The organism is Cellulomonas sp. Leaf334 (assembly GCF_001424195.1).
Taxonomy (GTDB): domain Bacteria; phylum Actinomycetota; class Actinomycetes; order Actinomycetales; family Cellulomonadaceae; genus Cellulomonas.
The window spans coordinates 38,330-57,557 of record NZ_LMOO01000008.1 but is presented as its reverse complement, the minus strand read 5'-3'; the positions used below and the strand labels follow the sequence as shown (position 1 = coordinate 57,557).

Genomic DNA, 19,228 nt, shown 5'->3' with positions numbered 1-19,228 from the left:
AGCCACAGTGGCCGACTTCCGTACCGAGGTGTTCCAGAACGAGTTCCTCTCCGACGGAGCCACGGACGTGCACGCGATCGTCACCGTGACGAGCTCGGGCGCGGGTTCCGCGGCGTCCAGCGGCGGGGGTGTCGCGGAGATCGTCATCATCGACACGTCCGGGTCGATGAGCGGCCCGAACATCGACGCGGCCAAGTACGCGGCGCAGGTGGCGGTCGACCAGATCGCGGACGGGACGTGGTTCTCGATCATCGGCGGCAGCCACGTCGCCAACCGGGCCTTCCCGTACCCGAACGCGCCCGTCGCGATCGTGCAGATGGAGCCGGGGGCGCGCGAGGAGGCCAAGCGCGCCATCTCGTACATGCGCCCGTCCGGCGGCACCGCGATGAGCACGTGGCTGCGGCTGGCCGACGCGATCTTCGCCGAGGTGCCGCAGGTGGCCCAGAAGCACGCGATCCTGCTCACCGACGGCCGCAACGAGTCGGAGCCGCGCGCCGAGCTGTCGAGCGCGATCTACGACGTGACCGGGCACTTCCAGTGCGACGCCCGCGGCGTGGGCTCCAGCTGGGAGGTCGCCGAGCTGCGCGAGATCGCCACCGCGCTGCTGGGCACCGTCGACCTGATCCGCAACCCGGCGGACATCGCGGCGGACTTCAAGGCGCTGGTGAACGAGTCCATGTCGAAGGGTGTCGCCGACGCCGAGCTGCGCGTCTGGGCGCCGCAGGGTGCGCAGGTGCTGTTCGTGCGCCGGGTCGCCCCGACCGTCGAGGACCTGACGGCGCGGCGCACCGAGGTGAACGCCCTGACCGGCGCCTACCCGACGGGGGCGTGGGGCGACGAGACCCGCGACTACCACGTGGCCGTCCGGGTGGCGTCGAAGCCCGTCGGCTCGGAGCAGCTCGCGGCACGCGTGCAGATCGCCGTCGGGGGAGACGTGCTCGCCTCCGGGCTGGTCAAGGCCCGCTGGTCCGACGACAGCTCGCTGACCGCCCGCATCAACCCCGAGGTCGCGCACTACACGGGCCAGGCCGAGCTGGCGTCGGTCATCCAGGAAGGGCTGGCCGCGAAGGCGTCCGGCGACGAGGCCACGGCGACCGTGAAGCTGGGCCGCGCGGTGCAGCTCGCCGCGGAAACCGGCAACGAGGAGGCCACCTCCCGGCTGCGGCGCGTGGTCGAGATCGACGACGAGGAGCAGGGCACCGTGCGGCTCAAGCGCAACACCGACAAGCTCGACGAGATGGCGCTCGACACGGCCTCGACGAAGACCACCCGGGTCCGCCGGTGAGCACCGTCACCTGCCCCAACGGACACCTCTCCACCTCGACCGACTACTGCGACGTCTGCGGCTCACCCATCGAGGCGGCCGTCGCCGTCGCGGCACCCGCACCCGCAGCCTCGTCGTCGGCGGGCACCGCGACGACCTGCCCGCACTGCGGGGCACCCGCCTCGTCGCTCGCCCTGTTCTGCGAGGTGTGCGGCTACGACTTCACGACGGGCACCGCCCCGGCCCCGGTCGCCCCGCCGGCGCCGATCGCCCGGCCCGCGCCGACCACGCCGCCTGCGAGCGGCACGGAACCTGCGCCGCTCTCGGCACCCGTGCCTGTTGCCACGCCCGCTCCGGAGTCGGGCTCCGGAGCGTCCGACCCCGGCTCCGGCAGCGCCGCCCTCCCGACCCCCGCGCCCGACGGCGAGGACTCCTGGGTCGCCGAGATCTGGGTCGACCCCGACTGGTACGCGGTGCAGAAGGCCGAGGACCCGATGCCGTCGGCCGGCCTGCCCGGCCTGGTGCCCCTGCGGGAGCGCAGCGTGCTCGTCGGCCGGCCGTCGGCGTCGCGCAACATCCACCCCGCGGTCGACTGCGGGACGGACTCGGGCGTGTCCCGCCGGCACTGCCAGCTCAACACCGACGGTCAGCGCTGGTGGGTGGAGGACCTGCAGTCCGCCAACGGCACGTACGTGAGCCGTGCGGGCGACCCGCTGCCGACCACCCCGATCCCGGCCGGTCAGCGCCGCGAGCTCGAGGACGGCGACCGGCTCTACCTCGGGGCGTGGACGCGCATCGTGATCCGGACGGCGCTGCCGGGCGAGGTCTAGTCAGGTGTCTCGTCGCGCGCCCGGTGCTCCGCCGCGAGCACCCGGGCGGCGACGAGTGCGAGCAGGAGCCCGATCGCCAACGCGCTCGCGTGGCCGGCGTCGGTGAACGTCCGGGTGATCGCGCCGGGCACCAGCCAGTAGGCCGCCGTCGCGCCCAGGTACCACCAGCGCCAGCGGGACGGGACGGCCAGCACGAGGAAACCCATCGCCGCGGCCATGACATAGCTGACGCCGACGTCGGTGGTGGCCGCGACGCTCTCGTCGACGAACCCGTGGAAGATGCCGGTGGCCAGCCCGGCGGCGACCACGAGGCCGGCGCCGACGTGACCGGCGAGCCCGACGACGAGCGACGCGAGCCGCCCGACGAACCGCTGCAGGTATGCCAGCACCACCAGCAGCTGCACGACGAGCGCGAGACCCCAGATGCTCTCCACGACGAACGCGCTGCCCAGCATCGACAGGATCGGCTCGGCGCGCAGGTTGTCGAGGTTGCCGCTGACGCGGGCCAGGATCTCGGCGGTGCGCTCCTCGGGCTGGAGCATCACCACGAGCGTCACGACGGTGACGGTCGCGCAGTAGGCGATGGCCAGGTCGGCGTGCGCGACGGTCCGGCCGACGTCGCGGAGCACCGCGCGGACGACGTCAGCCGGGGCTCGCCGTCCCGGCGCGGAGCGCGCGACCGTCATGCCGGTCACGGTACCGGCGTGCCGAGCGCGCGACGTCGGTCACGCCCGATCAGGGTCGAAGGTCCCGGGGCGCGTTCCGGGCGTGCCTGGTAACTTCCGAAAGACACCAGGTCCGCGCGACGACGCCGGACGAGCTCGGGGGGTCTCATGGTGGAGCAGGCCGAGGGCAGGACCGCGGTGCGGGTGCTCGTCGTCTCGACGATCGGGTTCCTGGTCAACTTCTGGGCATGGGCGCTCATCAGCCCGCTGGGTGGGTCGTACGGGAAGGCGCTCGACCTGACCGGGGTCCAGCAGTCCGTCCTGGTCGCGGTGCCGGTGATCGTCGGGTCGCTGGGCCGGATCCCCGTCGGGGCGCTCACGGACCGGGTCGGCGCCCGGACGATGTTCCCCGTCGTCACGCTGCTGACCATCCTGCCGGTGCTGTTCATCGGGTTCGTGGCGGACACCTATCCCGCCATGCTCGTCGGCGGTTTCTTCCTCGGTCTGGGCGGCACGACGTTCGCGATCGGGGTGCCCGCGGTGAACGCGTGGTTCGCGCCCGAGCGGCGGGGGACGGCGCTCGGCATCTTCGGGCTCGGCATGGGCGGGACGGCGATCTCCGCGTTCACGACGGTGTGGATCACGGACACGTACGGGCCCGAGGCGCCGTTCGTGCTGGTCGCGTGCGTGCTCGCCGTGTACGCGGTGGTCGCGGCCCTGCTGCTGCGGGACAAGCCGGGTCGTCCGACGCCCCAGGGCTCGTTCCTGGCGCGGACCTGGGCGACGGCCCGTATCCCCGCGACCGGCCAGCTCTCGCTGCTGTACGCGCTGGGCTTCGGCGGTTTCGTCGCGTTCAGCGTCTACCTGCCCACGTACCTGGTGAACGCCTACGACCTGTCCGCGAGCGACGCGGCGGCCCGCACCGCCGGGTTCGTCGTGCTGGCGGTCGTGATGCGACCGGTCGGCGGGACGCTGTCCGACAAGATCGGCCCCGTCCCGGTGCTCATGGTGGCGTTCGTGGCTGCGGGGGCCCTCGCCCTGGTCGCCGCCCTCGAGCTGCCTCTGGTGCCCGTGGAGACGATCGCGTTCCTCGGTCTGGCTGCGGCGCTCGGCGCGTCGTCGGGTGCGGTGTTCGCCCTCGTCGCGCAGGTCGCGCCCGCGGACAAGGTCGGCGCGGTCACGGGCATCGTCGGTGCCGCCGGAGGCCTGGGCGGCTTCTTCCCACCGCTGGTCATGGGAGCCGTCTACGACCGGGTGGGCGACTACAGCCTGGGCTACGTCCTGCTCGCCGCGAGCGCGTTCGGCGTCGCCTGGTTCACCTGGGGTCCGGTCCGCCGGGCCGCCCGCGCACGTGCCGCCGAAGCAGCGACCACCAGCTAGGGAGCCTCATGACCATCGAGCAGGGACGCCGGCCGGGCCTGGACGAGGGGGTCGTCGAGGCGCTGCTGCGGACGCGGCGGTTCCTGCGGAAGAACGAGGTGTCGGCGGACCTGCGCACCTTGCACCAGATCGGCGGGCGGGACGCGGACACGTTCTACCGGGACCGCTGGAGCCACGACAAGGTGGTGCGGTCGACCCACGGCGTGAACTGCACGGGGTCGTGCTCGTGGAAGGTCTTCGTCAAGGACGGGATCATCACGTGGGAGGCGCAGCAGACGGACTACCCGTCGACCGGCCCGGACCGCCCCGAGTACGAGCCGCGGGGCTGCCCGCGCGGCGCGGCCTTCTCCTGGTACACCTACTCGCCGACCCGGGTCCGGTACCCGTACGTCCGCGGGCTGCTGCTGGAGATGTACCGGGAGGCCAAGGCGCGGCTGGGGGACCCGGTGCTGGCGTGGGCGGACGTCGTCGGCGACCCGGTGCGGTCGGCGCGCTACAAGGCGGCCCGCGGCAAGGGCGGGCTGGTGCGGGCGTCGTGGGCCGAGGCGGTCGAGATGGTCGCCGCCGCCCACGTCCACACGATCACGGAGCACGGCCCGGACCGGATCGCGGGGTTCTCCCCGATCCCCGCGATGTCGATGGTGTCGCACGGGGTCGGTGCCCGCTTCTACGCCCTGCTGGGTGCCCCGATGCTGTCGTTCTACGACTGGTACGCGGACCTCCCGGTCGCGTCGCCGCAGGTGTTCGGGGACCAGACGGACGTGCCGGAGTCGGGGGACTGGTGGGACGCCGGCTACCTGGTGATGTGGGGCTCGAACGTGCCGGTGACCCGGACGCCCGACGCGCACTGGATGGTCGAGGCACGGTACCGGGGGCAGAAGGTCGTCGCGGTCTCCCCGGACTACGCGGACAACGTGAAGTTCGCGGACGAGTGGCTGGCGCCCGCGCCGGGCACGGACGGTGCGCTGGCGATGGCGATGGGGCACGTGGTCCTGCGCGAGTTCTTCGTCGAGAGGACCACGCCGTACTTCGACGGGTACGTGAAGCAGTACACGGACCTCCCGTTCCTCGTCTCCTTGGAGCCGGACGGTGACGGGTTCCTGCCGGGCAAGTTCGTCACGGCCAAGGACCTCGGCGAGACCTCGGAGAACGCCGAGTTCAAGACGGTCCTGCTCGACGAGACGACCGGGCAGCCGGTCGTGCCGAACGGCTCGCTGGGGTTCCGCTTCGGCGCCGAGGGTGAGGGCCGCTGGAACCTGGACCTCTCCGACGTGAGACCGCAGCTCAGCGCCGCGGGCGCGGGCTCGGGCACCGCGGCTGTCACCCTGCCGCGGTTCGACGCCGTCGACGGGTCCGCGGGCAGCATCGTGCGGGGCGTCCCGACGAGGCAGGTGGCCGGCCGCACGGTCACCACGGTGTTCGACCTGCTCCTGGCGCAGTACGGCGTCGGTCGCCCGGGGCTGCCCGGGTCGTGGCCGACCGGGTACGACGACGCGTCGTCGCCGTGCACGCCCGCCTGGCAGGAGACGATCACCGGGGTGCCCGCCCGCAAGGCGGAGAAGATCGGCCGCGAGTTCGCCGCGAACGCGGAGGAGTCGACGGGCCGGTCGATGATCCTCATGGGCGCGGGCACCAACCACTGGTTCCACGCCGACACGATCTACCGCGCGTTCCTCACACTCACCAACCTGTGCGGGACGCAGGGCGTCAACGGCGGCGGGTGGGCGCACTACGTGGGCCAGGAGAAGGTCCGGCCCATCACCGGGTACGGCTTGTACGCGAACGCCCTGGACTGGTCGCGGCCGCCGCGCAACATGATCCAGACCGCGTACTGGTACCTGCACACCGACCAGTTCCGGTACGACCACTTCGGCGCCGACGCGCTCGCGGCGAGCAAGGCGGGCGGGCTGTGGGCGGGGATGACCACCGCCGACGTGCTCGCGCAGTCCGCGCGGCTCGGCTGGATGCCGAGCTACCCGACCTTCGACCGCAACCCGTTGACGCTGGCCGACGACGTCGCGGCCTCGGGCGTCCCGGCCGGCGAGTACGTGCCCAAGGCGCTGCAGGACGGGACGCTCCGCTTCGCGGGCGAGGACCCGGACGCGCCCGAGAACTTCCCGCGCGTGCTGACGATCTGGCGGTCCAACCTGCTGGGCAGCTCCGCCAAGGGCAACGAGTACTTCCTCGAGCACCTCCTGGGCACCGACTCGTCGTTGCGTGCGCAGGAGGCGCCGCCCGAGCACAGGCCCCGCGACGTCGTCTGGAGGGACGAGGCGCCGCGGGGCAAGCTCGACCTGCTGCTCACGCTCGACTTCCGGATGACGTCGACGACGGTGTTCTCCGACGTGGTCCTCCCGGCGGCCACCTGGTACGAGAAGTACGACCTGAGCAGCACCGACATGCACCCCTTCGTGCACTCGTTCAACCCGGCGATCTCGCCGCCGTGGCAGACCCGCACCGACTTCGACGCGTTCCACGAGATCGCGAAGGCGTTCAGCGCGCTGGCCGCGACGCACCTCGGGGTCCGGCAGGACGTCGTCGCGGTGCCGCTGACGCACGACACCCCCGACGCGATGGCGACGCCGTCGGGGATCGTGCGCGACTGGAAGGCCGGTGAGTGCGACCCGGTGCCGGGCGTGACGATGCCGAAGCTGGTCGTCGTCGAGCGGGACTACCCGGCGGTCGCGGACAAGCTCGGGGCGCTCGGGCCGCTCGCGTCGACGCTGGGTGCCACGACCAAGGGCATCACGTTCGACCTGACGAGGCCGATCGACTACCTCGGCCACAAGAACGGGCTGGTCCGCGGGGGTGCAGGCGACGGGCGGCCGTCGCTGCAGCGGGACGTGCACGTGTGCGAGGCGATCCTCGCGCTGTCCGGCACGACCAACGGGCACCTGGCGACCGAGGGGTTCCACACGCTGGAGAAGCGCACCGGCCGCAAGCTGGCCGACCTGGCGGCCGAGCACGAGGGCAAGCAGGTCACGTTCGCGGACACCCAGGCGGCGCCGACGCCGGTCATCACGTCCCCCGAGTGGTCCGGGTCGGAGTCCGGTGGTCGTCGCTACTCGCCGTTCACCATCAACGTCGAACGACTCAAGCCGTGGCACACCCTCAGCGGCCGGCAGCACTTCTACCTCGACCACGACTGGATGACGGAGCTGGGGGAGAACCTGCCGGTCTTCCGGCCGCCCCTGAACATGGCGGCCCTGTTCGGGGAGCCGCAGATCGGGTCGAACGGCGAGCTCGGCATCGCGGTGCGGTACCTGACCCCGCACAACAAGTGGTCGATCCACTCCGAGTACCAGGACAACCTGCTGATGCTCAGCCTGTCCCGCGGCGGTCCGGGGATCTGGATGAGCCAGCGGGACGCCGACACGATCGGGGTCAAGGACAACGACTGGATCGAGGCGGTCAACCGCAACGGCGTCGTCGTCGCCCGCGCGATCGTCAGCCATCGGATGCCCGCCGGGACGGTCTACATGCACCACGCGCAGGACCGGCTCATCGACGTCCCCCGCTCGGAGACCTCCGGCAAGCGCGGCGGCATCCACAACTCCCTGACCCGCATCCTCATGAAACCGAGCCACCTCATCGGTGGCTACGCGCAGCTGACCTTCGCGTTCAACTACCTCGGCCCGACGGGCAACCAGCGCGACGAGGTCACCGTGATCCGCCGGCGCTCGCAGGAGGTGCAGTACTGATGCGGATCATGGCGCAGATGTCGATGGTGATGAACCTCGACAAGTGCATCGGGTGCCACACCTGCTCGGTGACGTGCAAGCAGGCGTGGACCAACCGGGCCGGCACCGAGTACGTCTGGTTCAACAACGTGGAGACGCGGCCGGGGCAGGGCTACCCGCGCACGTACCAGGACCAGGAACGCTGGCAGGGCGGGTGGCGGCTGAACAAGCGCGGCCGGCTGAAGCTCAAGGCGGGTGGCCGGCTGAAGAACCTGGCGACGATCTTCGTCAGCCCGAAGATGCCGTCCCTGGACGACTACTACGAGCCGTGGACGTACGACTACGAGACGCTGACCACCGCGCCGCTGCAGGAGCACACGCCGGTGGCGCGGCCGCGGTCGCTGATCAGCGGCGAGCCGATGCAGATCGGGTGGAGCGCCAACTGGGACGACGACCTCGGTGGCAGCGCCGCCACCCTGGCGCACGACCCGGTCCTGGCCAAGGTGTCCGAGAAGGTGAAGTTCGAGCTCGAGCAGACCTTCATGTTCTACCTGCCGCGCATCTGCGAGCACTGCCTCAACCCGTCGTGCGCGGCGTCGTGCCCGTCGGGGGCCATCTACAAGCGGGCCGAGGACGGGATCGTGCTGGTCGACCAGGACCAGTGCAAGGGCTGGCGAAAGTGCGTCACCGGGTGCCCGTACAAGAAGGTCTACTTCAACCACCGCACCGGCAAGGCCGAGAAGTGCACGTTCTGCTTCCCGCGCATCGAGGTGGGCCTGCCGACGGTCTGCTCGGAGACGTGCGTCGGCCGCCTGCGCTACCTGGGCCTCGTGCTCTACGACGCCGACAAGGTGCTGGCGGCGGCCTCCGTCACCGACGAGCACGACCTGCTGGAGGCGCAGCGCGGCGTCTTCTGCGACCCGCACGACCCCGCCGTGGTGCGGGAGGCCGAGCGGGCGGGCATCCCGCGTGACTGGATCGAGGCGGCGCAGCGCTCCCCGATCTGGTCCCTGATCAGCACGTACAAGGTGGCGCTGCCGTTGCACCCGGAGTACCGGACGATGCCGATGGTCTGGTACATCCCGCCGCTGTCACCGGTGGTGGACGCGGTCGCGGAGACGGGGGAGGACGCCGAGGCGAAGGGCAACCTGTTCGCGGCCATCGACCAGCTCCGCATCCCGGTGGAGTACCTGGCGGAGCTGTTCACCGCGGGGGACACCGTCCCGGTCACCGGCGTGCTCAAGAAGCTGGCGGCCATGCGGTCCTACATGCGGGACATCTCGATGGGTCGCGACGCCGACCCGTCGATCCCCGCGGCCGTCGGGATGACCGACCAGGAGATGCTCGACATGTACCGGCTCCTGGCCATCGCCAAGTACGACGAGCGGTACGTCATCCCGCCCGCGCACGCGGAGGCCGCGCACGACCTGGAGGAGCTGGCCACCGAGTGCAGCCTCGACTACGAGGGCGGCCCGGGCATGGGTGGCTCGGGACCGTTCGGTGAGGGGTCCGGGGCGGGCACGCCGCTGGCCGTCGAGAACTTCCTGGCGTTGAAGGACCGGCAGACCGCCGACGAGGTCACGCCCACCGGCGGTCAGGGCGGCCGCGTGAACCTGCTCAACTGGGACGGCAAGGGCTCCCCGCCCCCGGGTCTGTTCCCCGAGCGGAAGGACCCGTCATGACACGCGACCGCCGCGGCGCGGCACTGACCCACCGGATCGCGGCACTCCTCCTGGAGTACCCGACCGCCGAGCTGGTCGCCCAGGTCCCGACCCTGCGCGCCGTCGCGCCCACGCCCGCGTTCGAGCCGCTGCTCGACCACCTCGTCGCCACCCCGCTCGAGGCCCTGACCGCCGAGTACGTCGACACCTTCGACCTGCACCGCAAGGTCTGCCTGCACCTCACCTACTACGCGTACGGGGACACCCGGGAGCGGGGGATGGCCCTGCTCGCGTTCAAGCGGGCGTACCGGGCGGCCGGGCTGGAGGTCAGCGCCGACGAGCTGCCCGACCACCTGTGCGTCGTGCTGGAGTTCAGCGCCACCGAGGACGTCGAGGTGGGCACGCGGCTGCTGCTGGAGCACCGCGCCGGCCTGGAGCTGCTCCGGCTCGCCCTGGTGGACCGCGGCTCGCCGTGGGCCGCGGCACTGACCGCCGTGTGCTCGACGCTGCCCGCGCTGCGCGGCGACGAGCGGGAGGCCGTCGCCCGGCTGGCCGCGGAGGGCCCCCCGGGCGAGCAGGTGGGACTCGAGCCCTACGGGGCGATGGCGGGGATGCCGCGATGAACGGCGTCCTGCTCTGGGTGGTCATCCCGTACGTGTGCCTGGCGTTCTTCGTGCTCGGGCACTGGTGGCGGTACCGGTACGACAAGTTCGGCTGGACCACGCGCTCGTCGCAGCTCTACGAGAGCCGGCTGCTGCGCTGGGGGAGCCCGCTGTTCCACTTCGGCATCCTGGCGGTGTTCCTCGGGCACGTGATGGGGCTGGGCATCCCGGAGAGCTGGACGCAGGCGGTCGGGATCTCCGACGAGGTGTACCACGTCATGGCCGTCTCGATCGGCGCCGTGGCGGGATTCTGCACGCTCGTCGGGCTCACGCTGCTCATCTACCGGCGCCGCACGGTCGGGCCGGTGTTCAGCGCGACCACGCGGATGGACAAGGTCATGTACCTGTTCCTCGCGCTCGTGATCGTGCTCGGTGTGTGGAACACGGTGGCGGGGTCGGTGCTCAACCTGAACGGTCACTACAACTACCGGGAAGGCGTCTCCGAGTGGTTCCGGGGCATCTTCCTGTTCCAGCCGAAGCCGGAGCTCATGGTCGACGCACCGTTCGGCTTCCAGGCGCACGCGATGGTCGCGATGCTGCTGTTCGCGCTCTGGCCGTTCACGCGGCTGGTGCACGTGCTGAGCGTGCCGGTCTTCTACCTGTGGCGTCCGTACGTGGTCTACCGCAGCCGCTCCGACCGCACGGGCAGCCGGGCGGCCCGACCGGGCTGGAGCCCGTCCGACGACCGGGTCCGGCGCTAGCCGCGGGGCGGGTGCAGGCGGTTCGTCGCCTCGGCCAGGAGGCGCTCGAGCACCGCGTGCCTGTCCAGGGCCCGCAGCAGCGCGTCGTCGTCGTGGCTCCGGCGGGCGTCGTCGACGGCGTGGTGCGCCTGGCTGGTCGCTGACGCGAGCCTGAACCACGAGGCGCCGGCGACCTCCCGGCGGACCTGCGCCTCGGTCTCCGCTGCGATGTGGTGATGCTGATCGACGACGGTCATGTCCTCGACCTCCCTCGTCCTGTTCGTTCCGTCCCCATGCTCCTCGCCGCCACCCACACGACTGTGACGACACGCGCGGCACTACCCACCAGGAGCGCGTCGACGTCGTCCACGTACATCTGAGGCCGCCCGAAGAATGTCGCGGCGCCACTCGTACCTCGGCATTCCTCGCGTCATTTCTGAGGCTTTTCACCTAGGTCGTGGTAGCGCGTCCACGCAGGTCAGAGAGTGCGCTTTCCCACCGATCTGTACCGGGTAAGACGGGCGAAGCGGTCATCGGCGAACCGTTGACTTCACCCTGTGACGGTTGTTAGCGTCACTGTGAACCATTAGTACACACTCCTTACATATTCGACGCTCCGACGATGGACAGGGGAACCGCACGATGGCTTTCGCTCAGCACTCCAGCTCGACCCCGACGGGACGACGACGTCCCGTCCTGATCACCACGGCTCTCGCCGCGGTGATGACGCTGCTCGCCGCACTGGTCGTGACCCAGCCGGCGTTCGCAGCAGGCTCGATCGGTGCCACCTTCACCTCCGCCGGCGACTGGGGCACCGGTCACCAGGTCACGGTCAAGGTGACGAACGCCGGGTCCGCCCCGGTGAACGCCTGGACCCTCGAGTTCGACCTCCCCGCCGGGGACACCGTCACCAGCTCGTGGGACGCCGACGTCACGCGGGCCGGGAACCACTACACGGCGAAGAGCAAGAGCTGGGCCGGCCCGGTGGCGCCCGGAGCCTCGTTCACGTGGGGCTACGTCGCGACGGGTCCGTTCAAGTCCCCCACGGCGTGCAGCATCAACGGCGTGGCCTGCACCGGCGGGACCCCCACCAGCACGCCGACCACCAGCCCGACCCCGACCCCGACGCCGACCACCCCGACGCCGACCCCGACCACCACCACGCCGCCGCCCCCGGGTGGCAAGAAGCTCGTCGGGTACTTCGCCGAGTGGGGCGTGTACGGCCGCAACTACCACGTGAAGAACATCCAGACGAGCGGCTCGGCCTCGAAGCTGACCCACATCCTCTACGCGTTCGGCAACACGACCGGCGGCAAGTGCTCGATCGGTGACTCGTACGCGGCCTACGACAAGGCGTACACGGCAGCCGACTCCGTCGACGGCGTCGCCGACACGTGGGACCAGCCGCTGCGCGGCAACTTCAACCAGCTCAAGAAGCTGAAGGCGATGAACCCGGGCCTGAAGGTCATCTGGTCCTTCGGCGGTTGGACCTGGTCGTCCGGCTTCACGCAGGCGGCAGCCAACCCGACCGCGTTCGCCGACTCCTGCTACACCCTGCTCAACGACTCCCGGTGGGCCGGCCTGTTCGACGGCATCGACATCGACTGGGAGTACCCGAACGCGTGCGGGCTGTCCTGCGACTCGAGCGGCCCCGCGTCGTTCAACAACGTCATCACGGCGCTGCGCAACAAGTTCGGCAGCAGCAAGCTGATCACGGCGGCCATCACGGCCGACGGCAGCACCGGCGGCAAGATCGACGCCGCGGACTACGCCGGTGGGGCGCAGAAGCTCGACTGGATCATGCCGATGTCCTACGACTACTTCGGGGCGTTCAACCCGACGGGTCCGACGGCACCGCACTCACCGCTGACGTCCTACTCGGGGATCCCGCAGGCGGGCTTCAACACCGAGGCGGCCGTCAACAAGCTCATCGCGAAGGGCATCCCGGCGAACAAGATCCTGCTCGGCGTCGGCTTCTACGGCCGCGGCTGGACCGGGGTCACGCAGACCGCACCCGGGGGGTCGGCGACCGGCGCCGCACCCGGCACGTACGAGGCCGGCATCGAGGACTACAAGGTCCTCAAGACCAGGTGCCCCGCCACGGGCACCGTCGGCGGCACGGCGTACGCGAAGTGCGGTTCCGAGTGGTGGGGCTACGACACGCCCAGCACGCTGGCGGGGAAGACGTCGTGGGCCAAGACCAAGGGCCTCGGGGGCGCCTTCTTCTGGGAGCTGTCCGGTGACACCACCAACGGCGAGCTGATCAGCGCGCTGTCCAACGGCCTGAAGTAGGCCACCACGCTGACGCTCGGCCGCCGGTCCTCTCCCCGGCGGCCGGGCGTCACGTCGTTTTCACCTCATCTGTCCCGGTTCTCCGGCCGTAAACTGGATGATCGGGCATCCATCGGTGAGGCCCGCGCGACGTGAGGAGTCGTGCGATGAGGCGAGCTTTCCTGTCGGTCGTGCTGCTGGTCAGCGCGTTCCTGATCGTTCCTGCGTCGCCGGCCACGGCGGCGCCGTACTGCGGACTCGTGTGGGGGTCGCTCGACGAGACGGCGGGAGACGTGTGGCCGTCGCCGATCGTCGACGTCCGCACCGGTCAGCACGCGTGCTACGACAGGCTTGTCGTGGACGTCGCCGGTGACGTCGGGGGGTACCACGTGTCCTACGGCCGGTACCTGGTGAACCCCGGTTCGGGTGAGTCGACGGCCCTCCGCGGCGGCATGGTGCTGCAGATCACGGTGAACAACCCGGCCCACGACGAGAACTACACCCCCACGTACAACCCGGCCAACCCGCTCGAGCTGCGCAACGTCGCGGGGTACCGCACGTTCCGCCAGGTCGTGTCCGCGGGGTCCTACGAGGGGTACACGACGATCGGGCTCGGCGTCCGGGCACGGTTGCCGTTCCGGGTCTTCGTGCTCGACGGGCCGGGCACGTGGTCACGCCTGGTGGTGGACGTCGCGCACCGCTGGTGATCAGGCCAGCAGGTCCCGCACGACCGTGGCGGTCGCCTCCGGGGGGATGCCGTGGTCGGCGCCGCCCGGGACCACCACGTGGCGGGCCCGCGGCAGCAGCGCGGCGAGCGCGGCGGCGGACTCCGGCAGACCCGGCCAGGTCTGCGCGCCGGTGATCACGACCGTCGGGACGTCCACCGCGCGCATCGCCTCCGTCGGTACGCCGAGCACCGAGGTGATCGTCGCGTCGTAGACGGTGCTCTGCGCGATCGCGACCAGCGACGCCCAGCCCGGCGAGCTGCGGAACTGCTCGACGAGGGGGGCGGGGATGCCGACACCCTCCGTCTGGAACAGCGCGACGGCGTCGTCCGGCCTCCCGTCGGCGATCAGTGCCGCCAGCCGCTGCGGCAGGTCCGCGGGACGCGCGGGCAGGGTGCCCAGCGCGAACGGAGCCTCGTAGAGCGCGAGGTGCGTGATGCGGACACCGGCCGCCGCCGCGGCGAGGGCCAGGTTGCCGCCGGACGAGAACCCGAACACCGCGGCACCACCGTCGGCACCGCCCGCGATGTCGATCACCGCGGCGAGGTCCTCGATCTCCCGCTCGATCGCGTACGGCGCCGTGTCCCCGCTGCGCCCGCGCGCGCGACGGTCGTAGGTGACCACGGTGTGGTCCTTCTCCAGCAGCGCCGCGACGTCGGCGCACGTGGTGTGGTCGTTGAACGCGCCGGTCGCGAAGACGACGGCCGGGCCTGTCCCGGCGTGCACGTACGCGATCGTCGTGCCGTCGGCGGAGGTGAGGGTCTGCATGAGGGCTCCTTCGTGGATGGTCTCCCGGAAGGACGAAGAGCACGGCGCTCGATGGACACTGTCCATCGAGGCGCCCGCCGCTCGTCCAGGGGCAAGGACCAGCCGTCGACAGTCAGGAGCCGTCATGCAGTACCTGTTGCTCATCAGTGCCGACGAGGAGCGTGCGGTGACGCGCCTGCGCGAGGCGGCGGCCGGCTCGTTCGACACCTGGATCACCGACCTGGAGCAGCGCGGGGTGCTGCGCGCGCACGTCGGGCTGCACGACAGCGCGACCGCGACGACCGTGCGGCTGCGTGACGGCGAGGTCCTGCTGACCGACGGCCCGTTCGCGGAGGGGCGCGAGCAGGTCGGGGGGCTCGCCGTCGTGGACTGCGCCGACCTCGACGAGGCGGTCGCGATCGCGGCGGCGCACCCCGCGGCGGCGTTCGGGCAGGTGGAGGTCAGGCCGGTGCGGGTCTCGTGACGGACGATGTCGAGCGGGTGCTCGCCGACACGTTCGCCCAGGACTGGGGGCGGCTCGTCGCCACCCTGATCCGGGTCACGGGCGACTGGGACCTGGCCGAGGAGTGCACCCAGGACGCGTTCGCCGCGGCCCTGCGCACCTGGCGTCGCGACGGCATCCCGGACGTGCCGCGCGCGTGGCTCACCACGACCGCGCGCAACAAGGCGGTCGACCGCATCCGGCGGGAGCGGATCGGCGCGCAGAAGGTGCGGTCGCTGGCCCACGAGCCCGAGCCCGACCTCGACGCCCTGGACAGCGGGATCTCCGACGACCGCCTCCGGCTGCTGTTCACCTGCTGCCACCCGGCGCTGTCCCTGTCGTCGCGCGTCGAGCTGGCGCTGCGGACCCTGTGCGGGCTGACGACGGCCGAGATCGCGCGCCTGTTCGGGGTGCCCGAGCCGACGATGGCCAAGCGGCTGGTCCGGACCAAGCACAAGATCGCGGTGGCCGGCATCCCGTACCAGGTGCCGCCGGCGGCCCGGCTGCCCGAGCGCACGCCCGCCGTGCTCGCGGTGCTCTACCTGATGTTCACCGAGGGCTACGCCGCGACCGCGGGTCCGCACCTGGTGCGCGTCGACCTGTGCCACGAGGCGATCGACCTGGCCCGCGTGCTGGCGGGACTGGTCCCGGACGACCCGGAGGCCGCGGGCCTGCTCGCGCTGATGCTGCTCCAGCACGCGCGGGCGTCGGCCCGCACGGATGTCGACGGCGCCCTCGTCCCGCTCGACGAGCAGGACCGCGACGCCTGGGACCGCGCCGCGATCGACGCGGGCCTCGCCGAGCTGCGCCGGGCGGTCCGTCGCGAGCGCGTCGGCCCGTACCAGCTCCAGGCGCTGGTCGCGGCGTGCCACGCGACCGCCCCGACGCCCTCGGACACCGACTGGGACCGGATCGTGAGCCTGTACGACGAGCTGGTGGCCGTGCTGCCGTCGGCCGCCGTGCAGGTGAACCGGGCGGTCGCGATCGGCATGGCCAGCGGCCCGCAGGCTGGTCTCGACGCGCTGGCCGGGACCCCGGACCACCCGGTGCGCCCCGCGGTCCGCGCCGACCTGCTGCGTCGGCTCGGTCGCACGGACGAGGCGGCGTCGGCGTACCGCGAGGCGCTCACCCGGACGGCGAACCAGGCCGAGCGGGCCTACCTCCAGGGCAGGTTGCGCGCCTGAGGCCTACTGTCGCGGGATGGGGCCGGTGCGTCGCATGCAGCAGGTGGAGGTGGTCGACGACGGCCACCCGGCCGTCGCTGCGGACGAGGTCCGGGCCGCCGGACGCGTCCGGCGCTGGTGGGCCGTGCTGCTCGTCGTCGTCCTCGTGCTCGTCGGTGCCCAGCTCGCCCTGGCCGCCCGCGACCGCACCCTGTCCAGCCGCCTCGCGCAGCTGCCCGGTGTCCTTCCCCCGGTCGAGGCGGACGTGCGCGCGCTCTGGCGGGTGGACGCCACCGACACGGAGGTGCTCACGGAGGGCGTCGCGGTCGAGGGGGACCTCGTCGGGGTGCGCACGGGGGCGGACGGGGCGCAGAGCGTCGTGGCGCTCGACGCGCGGACCGGGGCCGAGCGATGGGCGGCGCCGTTGGCCGACCCGGACGTCGTGCTGGCGCAGCGCGGCGCACGGGCCTCGGTGACGTCGTGCCTGCCGGTGCCCGACGCGGGGACGGACGCCACCGCGCACCGGGTCGCCTGCCTGGTGTCCGACGCGTTGCTGGCGATCGGCATCCGCGGTCGCCTGACCGTGACGCGACCACCCACGACGTCCCGCGTCGTCGTCGTCGACGCCGCGGACGGGCGGGTCGTCGCGGACCGGACGGCGCCGCCCGCGATCGCGTTCGCGGTGCTGCCGGGGCTCGTCGCGGTCGGCGTCCCCGGCCACGACGGGCACGCCGAGGTCACCGCGCAGGACCTGCTCACCGGCGAGGCACGCTGGCGCTACACCTCGGGCCGACCCGCGCTCGACCCGGTGGGCGACGTCTCGGGCTTCGGCGTGCTCGCGCTGGGCGGCGGTGTCGCGGTGCTCGAGGTCGGTTCCGCCGTGACGCTGCTCGGGGCCGACGGCACGGTCGCGCGGGAACGTCAGCGGTACGACCGGCTCTCCCGCGACGAGGCAGCCACCCGTCTGGAGGTGCTGTCGGGCTACCTGGCGTTCCGGCCGGTCACGACGATCGTGCAGCCCGGCAGGGCCGACGTGACGATCCCCGGCCGGCTGGTCCACCGGTCCGTCGACGACGGCAGCCTGCCGGGGATCGAGCTGATCGAGGGCTCCCGCATGCAGGCCCGGGACGCGACCAGCGGCGACCACCTGTGGCAGACCGACCGGCACACCAGCGGTCCGGTCCTCGTCCTGCAAGGGCTGGTCTACTGCACGAGCGGCGACGCCCCCGGGGAGGTCGTGGCGTACGACGGCCGGTCCGGGGAGGTCGCGTGGTCGGCGAGCATCGGCTCGTACGACCAGCTCGTCCGGCTGATGACCGACGGCCGGGTCCTTCTGGTCGGCCTCACGCCCGAGGAGGGCTCCGCCGCGGGCTCGCTCGTCGCGTTCTCGCTGCCCGGCGGGGAGCGGCTGTGGCGCGTGCCGCTGCCCGACGGGCTCGACGCGGCGTGGTCGCAGGGGCACGTGCTCGTCGCCGGTGAGGGTGCCGATCCCACGCCCGCTGCCGTGCTGGGCAGCTCATGAGCCTCGCCCGACCGGCGCGCGCCGGCGCGATGCAGCCTGTCGAGCTCGACGAGACGGGCGAACCCGTTCCCGCCCCGGCACCCCCTGCGCGGCGCCGCGGTGCGTGGCGGTGGGTCGTCGGCGTCGCTGTCGGCGTCGTCGCGGCGCTCGCCGGCACGCAGGTCGTCCTCGACGCGCGCGAGCGTGCGACCGGGGAGCGCCTCGCGGCGACGCCGGGGGTCGTGCGGCCCGTCGCTGCGGACGTCGACGTGCTGTGGGAGCCCGACGCGACCCGGAGGGCGGTGATCGCGCAGGGCATCGACGTCGACGGTGCGGTCCTCGGGCTCGCGGTCGCCACCGACGGGTCGCAGGCGTTCGTCGCGCTCGACCAGCGCACCGGTCGGGAGCGGTTCCGGACCGTGCTGCTCGGACCCGACGCCGACCGGGCGCGGTCCCTGGACCGGACCGCAGCCGGCACCTGCGTCGCGGTCCCGGTCGACGAGGGCGCGCCGGACCGTGCCGCGTGCCTGGTCAGCGACGGCTTCGTGCAGTACGGCGACGAGGGCGTCGAGACCCGCAAGCCTGCGACGACCACCCGGGTGGTCGTCCTCGACACCCGCGACGGGCACGTCGTCGCCGACACGTCCGCACCCGGCGCGACCTCGCTCGCGGCGGTGCGCGGGCTGGCGGTCGTGGCCGTCCCCGCGCGCGACGCGCAGACGGAGGTGACGGGCCGGGACCTGCTCACGGGTGAGGTCCGCTGGCGGTTCAGCCCGCCCGCGCCGGGTGCCGACCGCCGCGCGTTCGCCGACGAGGTGCGGCTGGTCGCCGTCGACGGCCTCGTCGGCGTGACCGTCCCCGGCTGGACGGCCACCGTCCTGTCGTCGTCGGGCGAGGTGCTGCGTTCGAGTCGGCCGGGGGACGCCGACCACGTGGTCGACCCCGTCGCCGGCCGGCTCGTCCTGCTGTCGACCACCGGCTCCGGCACCCTGCTGTCCACGCTCGTCGAGCGGGGCCGCGCCGATGTCGACGTGCCGGGCGAGGTCCTGCCGTTCACGGTCGACGACGGGAGCGTGCCGGAGCTCGTCCTGACGTCCAGCGGGGACGTGCGCGGCTGGGACGCGGCCACGGGCGAGCAGCGCTGGAGGTCCGACGTCGTCGCGTCGTCGAACGCCGCCCTGGTCCTCGGCGGGCGGGTGTTCGTCAGCACCCGGGCCGGGGTGGTCGCGCTCGACGGGGACACCGGTGACCTGCTGTGGCGGGCTGCGACCGTGGCGGGCACCGCGCCGGGGTTCCTCGTCACGGACGGACGGCACGTGGTCACCGCCGAGCAGCCCCTCACCGGCGGGATCAGCGAGCTCGTCGCCTACGGCCTCGATGACGGCCGCACCGTGTGGCGGGTCCCGTTCCCCGACAGCCTGCGGTTCAGCCTCTCCGTCGGGCACCTGCTGCTCGGCCGGGGCACGGACGGTCGGGTGGTGGTGCTCGGCTAGGGAC

Annotated in this window: 16 protein-coding genes and 1 pseudogene; 14 read left to right on the top strand and 3 right to left on the bottom strand. The window is 72.4% G+C overall.

Annotated elements, in window-relative coordinates:
* Positions 1 to 7: 7 nt before the first annotated feature.
* Both ASF78_RS18350 and ASF78_RS18345 read left to right on the top strand, forming a co-directional pair.
* Positions 8 to 1,285, top strand: a complete 1,278-nt coding sequence (locus tag ASF78_RS18350) for a VWA domain-containing protein (protein ID WP_056592977.1) — start codon at positions 8 to 10, stop codon at positions 1,283 to 1,285.
* A complete protein-coding gene (locus ASF78_RS18345; protein ID WP_056592975.1) occupies positions 1,282 to 2,094 on the top strand; it encodes an FHA domain-containing protein in 813 nt (270 codons plus the stop codon). Before ASF78_RS18350 ends, ASF78_RS18345 begins: the two co-directional genes overlap by 4 nt.
* Here the strand turns inward: ASF78_RS18345 and ASF78_RS18340 are convergent.
* Positions 2,091 to 2,780 (bottom strand): rhomboid-like protein, encoded by a 690-nt coding sequence (locus ASF78_RS18340; protein WP_056592973.1) that lies wholly within the window; start codon positions 2,778 to 2,780, stop codon positions 2,091 to 2,093. The genes ASF78_RS18345 and ASF78_RS18340 overlap by 4 nt on opposite strands.
* 147 nt (positions 2,781 to 2,927) lie before the next feature.
* On the opposite strand from ASF78_RS18340, the gene ASF78_RS18335 reads away from it, so the two are divergent.
* The 5 genes from ASF78_RS18335 to narI are packed head-to-tail and all read left to right on the top strand — an operon-like array spanning position 2,928 to position 10,843.
* Positions 2,928 to 4,139, top strand: coding sequence for a nitrate/nitrite transporter (locus ASF78_RS18335; RefSeq protein WP_056592970.1), 1,212 nt, complete (start codon positions 2,928 to 2,930; stop codon positions 4,137 to 4,139).
* 8 nt (positions 4,140 to 4,147) lie between these two features.
* The gene (locus tag ASF78_RS18330) at positions 4,148 to 7,840 is read left to right on the top strand and encodes a nitrate reductase subunit alpha (protein WP_056592967.1); all 3,693 of its coding nucleotides are present in this window, start codon (positions 4,148 to 4,150) and stop codon (positions 7,838 to 7,840) included.
* The gene (narH, locus tag ASF78_RS18325) at positions 7,840 to 9,501 is read left to right on the top strand and encodes a nitrate reductase subunit beta (protein WP_056592964.1); all 1,662 of its coding nucleotides are present in this window, start codon (positions 7,840 to 7,842) and stop codon (positions 9,499 to 9,501) included. Before ASF78_RS18330 ends, narH begins: the two co-directional genes overlap by 1 nt.
* Positions 9,498 to 10,103, top strand: a complete 606-nt coding sequence (narJ, locus tag ASF78_RS18320; RefSeq protein WP_056592961.1) for a nitrate reductase molybdenum cofactor assembly chaperone — start codon at positions 9,498 to 9,500, stop codon at positions 10,101 to 10,103. Before narH ends, narJ begins: the two co-directional genes overlap by 4 nt.
* Positions 10,100 to 10,843 carry a respiratory nitrate reductase subunit gamma gene (gene narI, locus ASF78_RS18315; RefSeq protein WP_056592958.1) on the top strand — a complete coding sequence of 248 codons (744 nt, stop codon included), beginning with the start codon at positions 10,100 to 10,102 and terminating at the stop codon, positions 10,841 to 10,843. The genes narJ and narI overlap by 4 nt, the downstream gene beginning before the upstream one ends.
* Here narI and ASF78_RS18310 read toward each other — a convergent pair.
* Positions 10,840 to 11,079 carry a hypothetical protein gene (locus ASF78_RS18310; protein WP_056592956.1) on the bottom strand — a complete coding sequence of 80 codons (240 nt, stop codon included), beginning with the start codon at positions 11,077 to 11,079 and terminating at the stop codon, positions 10,840 to 10,842. The genes narI and ASF78_RS18310 overlap by 4 nt on opposite strands.
* Before the next feature lie 385 nt (positions 11,080 to 11,464).
* Here ASF78_RS18310 and ASF78_RS18305 point away from each other — a divergent pair, with 385 nt between their 5' ends.
* Both ASF78_RS18305 and ASF78_RS18300 read left to right on the top strand, forming a co-directional pair.
* On the top strand, positions 11,465 to 13,114 hold the full coding sequence (locus ASF78_RS18305) for a glycosyl hydrolase family 18 protein (RefSeq protein ID WP_082495187.1): 1,650 nt from the start codon (positions 11,465 to 11,467) through the stop codon (positions 13,112 to 13,114).
* A 146-nt stretch (positions 13,115 to 13,260) separates the two neighbouring features.
* Positions 13,261 to 13,800 carry a hypothetical protein gene (locus ASF78_RS18300; protein WP_056592953.1) on the top strand — a complete coding sequence of 180 codons (540 nt, stop codon included), beginning with the start codon at positions 13,261 to 13,263 and terminating at the stop codon, positions 13,798 to 13,800.
* Here the strand turns inward: ASF78_RS18300 and ASF78_RS18295 are convergent, their stop codons facing one another.
* A complete protein-coding gene (locus ASF78_RS18295) occupies positions 13,801 to 14,586 on the bottom strand; it encodes an alpha/beta fold hydrolase (RefSeq protein ID WP_056592951.1) in 786 nt (261 codons plus the stop codon).
* 124 nt (positions 14,587 to 14,710) lie between these two features.
* Between ASF78_RS18295 and ASF78_RS18290 the strand changes: the two genes are divergently transcribed.
* The 5 genes and pseudogenes from ASF78_RS18290 (at position 14,711) to ASF78_RS18275 (ending at position 19,224) form a co-directional block, all read left to right on the top strand.
* Entirely contained in the window at positions 14,711 to 15,049 is a 339-nt protein-coding gene (locus ASF78_RS18290; RefSeq protein ID WP_056592948.1) for a YciI family protein, read from the top strand.
* A pseudogene (locus ASF78_RS23440) lies at positions 15,046 to 15,519 on the top strand (sigma-70 family RNA polymerase sigma factor); the annotation flags it as partial. The gene ASF78_RS18290 and the pseudogene ASF78_RS23440, both read left to right, overlap by 4 nt.
* Positions 15,493 to 16,251, top strand: a complete 759-nt coding sequence (locus ASF78_RS23435; protein ID WP_369816351.1) for an RNA polymerase sigma factor — start codon at positions 15,493 to 15,495, stop codon at positions 16,249 to 16,251. The pseudogene ASF78_RS23440 and the gene ASF78_RS23435, both read left to right, overlap by 27 nt.
* Positions 16,252 to 16,285: 34 nt before the next feature.
* Complete coding sequence (locus ASF78_RS18280; RefSeq protein ID WP_162243376.1) at positions 16,286 to 17,752, top strand: PQQ-binding-like beta-propeller repeat protein; 1,467 nt, start codon at positions 16,286 to 16,288, stop codon at positions 17,750 to 17,752.
* Positions 17,749 to 19,224: a PQQ-binding-like beta-propeller repeat protein gene (locus ASF78_RS18275; protein ID WP_056592937.1), complete on the top strand. Its 1,476-nt coding sequence runs from the start codon at positions 17,749 to 17,751 to the stop codon at positions 19,222 to 19,224. Before ASF78_RS18280 ends, ASF78_RS18275 begins: the two co-directional genes overlap by 4 nt.
* The last annotated feature ends 4 nt before the right edge of the window (positions 19,225 to 19,228 follow it).